The sequence below is a fragment of the Cyanobium sp. BA20m-14 genome, from assembly GCF_024346295.1.
Genome location: NZ_JAGQCR010000161.1, coordinates 1 through 7,476, shown reverse-complemented (window position 1 = coordinate 7,476; position 7,476 = coordinate 1). Strand labels below are relative to the sequence as shown.

The following is a 7,476-nucleotide window of genomic DNA, read 5'->3' as shown; positions in this document are numbered from 1 at the left end:
GTGCACGCCGGGGTGGTGATCGCCATGCGCCCGGCCCCCCCAGCCGAAAACCAACGCTCCAAAACCGAGCCATGACCCTCACCGCCTCAGACCTCAAGGAACTCGAACTGGCCCTGGCCGATCGCCTCTACGTGCAGGTGGCCGGCTGGCACCTCTACCTGGGCGATGCCGGCCTGGCCCAGACCCTGGCCATCGAATGCGCCGGCCGAATTGACCAGGGAGCCCAGGTGTGTGCCCGCCAGGCGCTTGAGGCCGTGCAGGTGCCCATCGGTGGTGGCGCCACCCGCATGCCCCTTGCCCGACTCGTGCCAGCCGGTCAGTTGCGCGATCTCGAAGAGGTGCTGGAACCGTTTTGCCGATAAGGTTGCGCCACCTGGCTGCGGGCTGTGCTGGTCATTGAGGTCACCAACGCCCGCGACGTGGTGCGCAAACGCATGGGTCGCCTTGGCGGACGCCTGATCGGCAAGGTGGTGGATGCGGAGGCCCAGGTGGAAAAAGCCCTGATCCAGGAGCTGGAAACCGCCTTCAAGGAATTTGGGATCGAGGCGCGGATCTTCTCGGTGGACGGCCCCCAGATGGTGGGCCGCTCACACCTGGAGATCCCCGTGCAGGTGCGGGATGTGCGCGATGTGAATCTGAGCGATTAGCGCCTGGCGCCGAAGCGGGGCAACCGCCCCCGCAGCTGGGCGATGCCTGCGGTCACTTCCGGAACCCCCGCCAGGCTGGCCACCAGGCCGTACACCAGCACCCCCACGCCACCTGCAAAGCCGCACTCCAGCAAGCGCCCCCAAAGCCCCGTGGGCCACGCCACGCCCAGGGCGATTCCCCAGGCCGCCAAGCCGGCCAGCACGGCAGCTCCAAACAGCAGCAGGGTGTCCCGCAGCCAGAGGCGCAGCGGCAGGCCCCCCAGCTGGCCCTGCAGGGCCAGCAGCAAGCCCACACAGGTGATCAGGTTCACTGCCACGGTGGCCAGCACCAGGCCAGCAGCTCCGCAGTAGAGGTTCGGCAGCAACTGCACCCCCGTGGGACCGGGCCCACCGACAAAGGCACAACAGAAAATCGCATTCAGACCGATCCCAGCCAGCGACCAGCGAAAGGGGGTGACCCCGTCGCCCAGGGCATAGAAGACGCGCACCAGCACGTCACGAGCCAGGTAGGCCGGCATGCCGATGCCGTAGGCCATCAACAGGGTGCCGACCAGCTCGGCCGCGCCGGCATCGAAGGCCCCCCGCTCGTAGATCAGCGCCACAATCGGCAGGGCGAGGCCCACCATCAGGGCCCCCAGCGGCAACATGCTGGCATTCGAGAGCATCAACCCCTGGCGGATGCGGCCAATCAACTCGGGCCGGTCTTGCGGAGCCGTAAGCCTGGCGTAGACCGGCAGGAGCGGCACCAGTAAGACATTGGACAGCAGCCCCAGGGGCGTCTGCACCAGCAGGTTGGCGTAGCCCAGTCCCGCCGCCGCCGCCGGAATGCCCGAAGCGAAGAAGAGGGAGACAAACACGTTGATCTGCAACATGCCTGAGGAGAGGGTGGCGGGCCCCATCACCTGGAGCACCTCGCGCACCCCCGGGTCCTGCCAATCCCATACCAGCTGAAAGCGATTCAGCCCCTGACGGGCCAGGGCCGGCAGCTGGATCAGCCACTGCAACACCGCGCCGAGGGTGGTGGAGCCGGCCAGCACCACCCCACCGAGCACCGCCGTGGTGGGCAGGGTGATCCCTGGGCCGAGCTGCCACCAGAGCACGGCGATGCCGGCGATCACGGCCACACTCGAGAGCAACGGGCTCACCGAAGGCAACCAAAACTCATCGGCGGCATTGAGGGCACCGAAGCCCAGGCCGATCAGGCCGGCGAACAGGGCCATCGGCGCCATCCAGCGCAGCTGCAGCACGGCGATGTCGTGGCGGCTGGCATCGAGGCCAGGCCCCACCAGGCTGATCAGGGGATCGGCGAACACCAGCAGCAGCACGGTGACCCCGATCAGGCCCGCCCCCACCAGGGTGTTCATCGCCGCCAGCACGTGGGCGCCCTCGGCGCGGGGCCGCCGGGCCAGAACGCTCACCATGGCGCTGTGGAAAGGGCCGTTGATGCCCCCCAGCAGGATCAGCAGAAAGCCCGGCAGCACATAGGCGTAGTTGTAGGCGTCGTAAGCGGCACCCACACCGAAGGCGGCGGCAATGACCTGCTGGCGCACCAGCCCCGCCACCTTGCTGAGGGCCGTGGCAACCGCCACGACCAGGGCAATGCGCCTGAGGGACTGTGCCATCCAGTGGGGCCAGGAGCCTTGGGAGTTGAGCGGCAGTATGGCTGGCTCACTCCCACCCAACCCAGCCGCGCCCGCCATGGCCACCCCCGTGCTCAGCCTTGGTCCGCTGGTGGAAGGCACCCTGGTGCGGCGTTACAAGCGCTTCCTGGCCGATGTGGAATTGGAGGGCGGCGAGCTGGTGACGGCCCACTGTCCCAACACCGGACCGATGACCGGCGTGCTGCACCCCGGCGGGCGGGTGCGACTGCGCCATGCCCCCTCCCCCAGCCGCAAGCTGGCCTGGACCTGGGAGCAGGCCGAAGTGCAGGGCGCCGAGGGAGCCCCCATCTGGGTGGGCATCAACACGGCCCTGCCCAACCACCTGGTGCGGGCCACGATTGAGGCCGGCTGCCTGGAACCCTGGCTCGGCCCCATCGGCGCCATCCGGGCCGAGGTGCCCTACGGCCTGGGCCGGCGCAGCCGCATCGACCTGCTGCTGACCCCCGCGGCAGGGGCCGCCGATCCCAGACCGATTTACCTCGAGGTCAAGAACACCACCTGGACCGCCGGCGAGCTGGCCCTCTTTCCCGACACGGTGACCGAGCGGGGCCAGAAACATCTGGTGGAACTGATGGCCCTGTTGCCGGAAGCCCGCGCCGTATTGGTGCCCTGCCTGAGCCGCTCTGATGTGAGCCGCTTCGCACCGGGCGATGCGGCCGACCCGCACTACGGCGAGCTGTTCCGCCAGGCCCTGGCGGCAGGCGTGGAGGTGCTTGCCTGCCGCTACAGCTTCTCGGCCACCGAGGTGAGCTGGCAGGGGCTGGCCATGGTGGAGCAACGGGGGCCCGCCGAAGGCCCATAGAGTTGATACCCAAAGCAGCGACTGTTGTGGATACCCGTGCCTTCAAGCGCTCGCTGCACCACTCGGAGCGATACAACCGCCGCGGTTTTGGCCTGGGGGATGAGGTGGCAGGCAACCTCGAGCAGGCTTACCAAAGTGATCTGATTGCCAAGCTGCGTGAGACCGGCCACACCCTGCAGCGGGGCCGGCTCACCGTGCGCCTGGCCGAAGCCTTCGGCTTTTGCTGGGGCGTTGAGCGCGCCGTGGCCATGGCCTACGAAACGCGCCGCCACTTCCCCACCGAGCGGCTCTGGATCACCAACGAAATCATCCACAACCCCTCGGTGAACGACCACCTGCGCCAGATGGATGTGAAATTCATCCAGGTGGATCAGGGAGTGAAGGACTTCTCCGAGGTGGCAGGCGGTGATGTGGTGATCCTGCCGGCCTTCGGCGCCACCGTGCAGGAGATGCAGCTGCTCAACGAACGGGGCTGCCACATCGTTGACACCACCTGCCCCTGGGTTTCCAAGGTGTGGAACACGGTGGAGAAGCACAAGAAGCACTCATTCACCTCGATCATTCACGGCAAGGTGAAGCACGAGGAGACCCTGGCCACCAGCTCCTTCGCCGGCACCTACCTGGTGGTGCTCGACCTCGCCGAGGCCCAGCTGGTGTGCGACTACATCCTGGGCAATGGCGACCGGACGGCCTTCATGGCCCGCTTCGCCAAGGCCTGTTCGCCGGGCTTCGATCCCGATCGGGATCTGCTCCGGCTAGGGGTGGCCAACCAGACCACCATGCTCAAGAGCGAAACCGAGGAAATCGGCCGGATGTTCGAGCGCACGCTGTTGCAGCGCTTCGGGCCCATCGAGCTAAATGAGCACTTCCTGGCGTTCAACACGATCTGCGACGCCACCCAGGAACGCCAGGACGCCATCTTCACCCTGGTGGATGAACCCCTCGATCTGATGGTGGTGATCGGCGGCTACAACTCCTCCAACACCACCCACCTGCAGGAAATCGCCGTCAGCCGCGGCATCCGCTCCTTCCACATCGACACCCCCGAGCGCATTGGCCCGGGCAATCGCATTGATCACATGCCCCTCGGCGGCGCGCTGGAGCTGGAGGAGCCCTTCCTGCCGGAGGGTCCGATCCGAGTGGGGATCACCTCTGGAGCCTCCACCCCAGACCGGGTGGTCGAAGACGTGATCAAGCGGCTGATCGACCTCTGCCAGACCTGAGCCAATCGTCACCAGATCCGCACCTTTGCCGTCTGGATGTCAAAGCCTCAGGCGAGGGGACCCCGAATCGCCTTTACATTGATTAAAGAAAGAGGCCCCCTGCCCCACCAGTCCCACCACCTGGAGTTGCCACTGTTGTCTTTGCTGCTGTCGACCGCATCGCTGGACCAGGACCCCACCGCATCCGGTGGCTCGCAGCTGCGCTACAGCGATGATCCCCAGGTGCGCCGCTATGCCAGCGCCTTTGCCGACGTCATGGAAATGCGGGGCAGCGCAAGACTTGTCTCCGACTACCTCGATGACCATGGGAGCTGGTTTCGTCGCTGCGCCGCGCCGATGACCGTTGAGGCCATTGGCAGCCAGGGTTACACCCTTACCCTCGGCACCTTTGGCAACTTCGGCTTCGAGGTGGAGCCCACGATCGGTCTCCAGCTTCTCCCCCAAGACCAGGGGCTTTACCGCATCCTCACGGTGCCCAACCAGGGCGGTGACCCCAATCTGGAGGGTCTCTACGACGTTGACTTCAACGCCTCTCTGCGGGTCGAAGAGACCGGCCCCCTCACCCTGGTGCGCTGGCAACTGGACCTGAGCGTCTGGATCCGCCTGCCAGGGGTGATCACCCTGCTGCCCGTGGGCCTGGTGCAGTCGAGCGGCGACCACCTGCTCAGGCAAATCGTGCGCCAGGTCTCTCGCAAGCTCACCTGGAAGGTGCAGGAAGACTTCCACTCGAGCCAGGGGCTCGAGTGTCCCCCTAGGCGACAGTCCCAGTTCTAAGGGGCTCTCTCAGGCGGGCCGCTTCTCCCAGATCTTGGCCAGAATCTGCAAACCACTGACGGCTTGCCACAAAAAGAGGGTCATCATCGCCATGTTCAGGCCCACGTGGGCCTTGCGGGCAATCAAGTTGCCCTGCTGCATCAATGGCGCGAGTGACACCGCCAGGGCAATTAGGCAAGTCATGCCAATACCCACCAACAGGTGAGGCCCAACAAACAATTTGCCGTTATTGAGATAGGTGACTGCCATGCCGCCAAAGGTGCCCAGCACCATCAACGCCAGGATCAGGCTGCCGATCTGAAAATGGCGCTTGGCGAACTGCCCCTTGATCAGCTCCTTGCGGTCCGCCGCGTCCGCAGTGCGGGTTTTTTTCGCTTTGATGCCAAGAAACATCCCGTAGCCGGAGAGGGCCAGCAGCCCCCCCATCAGCAGGGGATGGAAGAAATTGAGGTTGTAGGCGAGCGCTTCGGGCATGGTGGGGAAAGGAGAACTGGCGGGAACCGCAGCGGCAAAGACCGATCGAGCGAAGTTACAACTCACGCCGCCCGCCACGGGGTATCAGTGGAGAAAATGACGATGACCCGTCATCATCATCGCCATGCCCAGGGCGTTGCAGGCGGCGATCGAATCGCCATCCCTCATGCTGCCACCGGGCTGAATCAGCGCCGTAATTCCCTGGCCAGCCGCCAGCCGCACTGTGTCATCAAAGGGGAAGAAACCATCACTGGCGAGCACCGCGCCCTGGGCCCGATCGCCAGCGGCTTCCAGGGCAAGGCGAGCTGAGCCCACCCGATTCATCTGCCCAGCGCCGATTCCAAGGCTCTGGCCACCCTTGGCCACGGTGATTGCATTGGAGCGCACATGGCGCACCAGCTTCCAGGCAAAGCGCAGATCGACCAGTTCCTGGGAGCTGGGCTGGCGCTCGCTCACCACCTGCCAGCCACTCTCCTGCACCGGTTGGTCATCGAGCTCCTGCTCCAGCACCCCACCCAGTAAGGAGCGCAAGTGACGGCGGGATGCTTGCGGAATTGCCTCGGGCGCCAGCTCCAGCAAGCGCAGATTGGCCCTGGCAGCCAGCCGGTCCCGAGCCGGGCCATCAAAACCAGGTGCCACCACACACTCGAGAAACAGGCTGCTGAGCAGCTCAGCCGCCGCCAGATCCACCGGGTTGTTGAGGGCCACGATGCCGCCGAAGGCCGAAAGGCGATCGGCATCCAGCGCCCGGGCAAGGGCCGCCGCCGCGTCGCTGCCGGTGGCCACCCCGCAGGGGTTGGTGTGCTTGACCACCACGGCCGCCGGCTCGGCAGCGGGGCCATAGCCAAACTCCCGAACGGTGGCCAGGGCCGCGTCTAGATCGATCAGATTGTTGTAACTGAGCTCCTTGCCCTGGAGTTGCTCGGCGGCCCCCCAGCCCGCCTTGGGCTCGCTGTACCAGCGGGCCTGCTGGTGGGGATTTTCGCCGTAGCGCAGACTCTGGCGAGCTGGCAGCTCCAATCGCAGCGGCAACTCCTCCCCCAGACGGCCAGCCAGCCAGGCGCTGATCGCAGCGTCGTAGCTGGCGGTGTGCTGGAAGGCCTCCAAGGCCAGGCGGCGCCTTAGCTCCAGGCTCAGCGCTGAGCTGGCAAGGGCCTCAAGGAAAGCGTCGTACTGGTTGGGGCTGGTCAGCACCACCACGTCAGCATGGTTCTTGGCCGCCGCCCGCAGCATCGCCGGCCCACCTATGTCGATGTTTTCAATGGCGGTATCAAATCCCACTGCCGGATCGGCAACCGTTTCGCGGAAGGGGTAGAGGTTCACCACCACCACGTCAATCGGAACGATGCCCTGGGCCACCAGATCGGCCTGATGGCTGGCCTCAGCGCGACGGGCCAGGATGCCGCCGTGAATGCGGGGGTGGAGGGTCTTGACCCGACCGCCCAGAATCTCCGGGGCCTGGGTGTGGTCTGCCACCTTGGTGACCGGCAGCCCGGCTGCCTGCAGGGCCGCAGCCGTGCCGCCGCTGGAAATCAGCTGGTAGCCAGCCCCCACCAACCCCTGGGCCAGGGGCACCAATCCCTCCTTATTTGACACGCTGAGAAGGGCCGTGGGGGCCATGGCTGCCGGAGAGCGGGTTTGGGAGCCAACCTAAGCAGCAGCAGCGACCCAATCGTGACCCCTGACAACAAAGCAACTGGCGCTCCCGACGCCGGAGTGATCCGACGCGGCCCTGATCGCAGCGAGCAGCGGCTGGTGCTGCTGCACGGCTGGGGGGCCGATGCCGATGACCTACTCGACCTGGCCGACCTGCTGGTCGGTCCAGCGGTGAGCGTGGTGGCGTTGCGGGCACCCCTGGGCCATCCCAGCGGTCAAGGGCGCCAGTGGTATGACCT

The 7,476-nt window shown here is 66.1% G+C and carries 8 protein-coding genes and 1 pseudogene; 6 read left to right on the top strand and 3 right to left on the bottom strand.

The annotated features are described in order from the left end of the window. The first annotated feature begins 71 nt into the window (after window positions 1-71). Window positions 72-362: a DUF3181 family protein gene (locus tag KBZ07_RS13605; protein ID WP_254932117.1), complete on the top strand. Its 291-nt coding sequence runs from the start codon at window positions 72-74 to the stop codon at window positions 360-362. 24 nt (window positions 363-386) lie between these two features. Next, window positions 387-647: a cytochrome-c oxidase gene (locus KBZ07_RS13600; RefSeq protein ID WP_197147881.1), complete on the top strand. Its 261-nt coding sequence runs from the start codon at window positions 387-389 to the stop codon at window positions 645-647. Here the strand turns inward: KBZ07_RS13600 and murJ are convergent. Then, window positions 644-2,269 (bottom strand): murein biosynthesis integral membrane protein MurJ, encoded by a 1,626-nt coding sequence (gene murJ, locus KBZ07_RS13595; RefSeq protein ID WP_254932115.1) that lies wholly within the window; start codon window positions 2,267-2,269, stop codon window positions 644-646. The two genes, KBZ07_RS13600 and murJ, sit on opposite strands and share 4 nt — an antisense overlap. Window positions 2,270-2,345: 76 nt before the next feature. On the opposite strand from murJ, the gene sfsA reads away from it, so the two are divergent. The 3 genes from sfsA to KBZ07_RS13580 all read left to right on the top strand — a co-directional run bounded on the left by sfsA (window position 2,346) and on the right by KBZ07_RS13580 (window position 5,107). Further along, window positions 2,346-3,110, top strand: a complete 765-nt coding sequence (gene sfsA, locus KBZ07_RS13590; protein ID WP_254932114.1) for a DNA/RNA nuclease SfsA — start codon at window positions 2,346-2,348, stop codon at window positions 3,108-3,110. A gap of 26 nt (window positions 3,111-3,136) precedes the next feature. Beyond that, window positions 3,137-4,333, top strand: a complete 1,197-nt coding sequence (locus KBZ07_RS13585) for a 4-hydroxy-3-methylbut-2-enyl diphosphate reductase (RefSeq protein ID WP_254932113.1) — start codon at window positions 3,137-3,139, stop codon at window positions 4,331-4,333. A gap of 144 nt (window positions 4,334-4,477) precedes the next feature. After that, window positions 4,478-5,107 carry a DUF1997 domain-containing protein gene (locus tag KBZ07_RS13580; RefSeq protein WP_396124086.1) on the top strand — a complete coding sequence of 210 codons (630 nt, stop codon included), beginning with the start codon at window positions 4,478-4,480 and terminating at the stop codon, window positions 5,105-5,107. 9 nt (window positions 5,108-5,116) lie between these two features. On the opposite strand, the gene KBZ07_RS13575 is transcribed toward KBZ07_RS13580, so the two are convergent. Both KBZ07_RS13575 and purH read right to left on the bottom strand, forming a co-directional pair. Next, on the bottom strand, window positions 5,117-5,581 hold the full coding sequence (locus KBZ07_RS13575) for a DUF4079 domain-containing protein (RefSeq protein WP_254932112.1): 465 nt from the start codon (window positions 5,579-5,581) through the stop codon (window positions 5,117-5,119). 84 nt (window positions 5,582-5,665) lie between these two features. Continuing rightward, window positions 5,666-7,201: a bifunctional phosphoribosylaminoimidazolecarboxamide formyltransferase/IMP cyclohydrolase gene (purH, locus tag KBZ07_RS13570; RefSeq protein ID WP_254932111.1), complete on the bottom strand. Its 1,536-nt coding sequence runs from the start codon at window positions 7,199-7,201 to the stop codon at window positions 5,666-5,668. Window positions 7,202-7,255: 54 nt separating this feature from the next. Here purH and KBZ07_RS13565 point away from each other — a divergent pair. Beyond that, window positions 7,256-7,476 (top strand): annotated as a pseudogene (locus KBZ07_RS13565) (hypothetical protein); the annotation flags it as partial.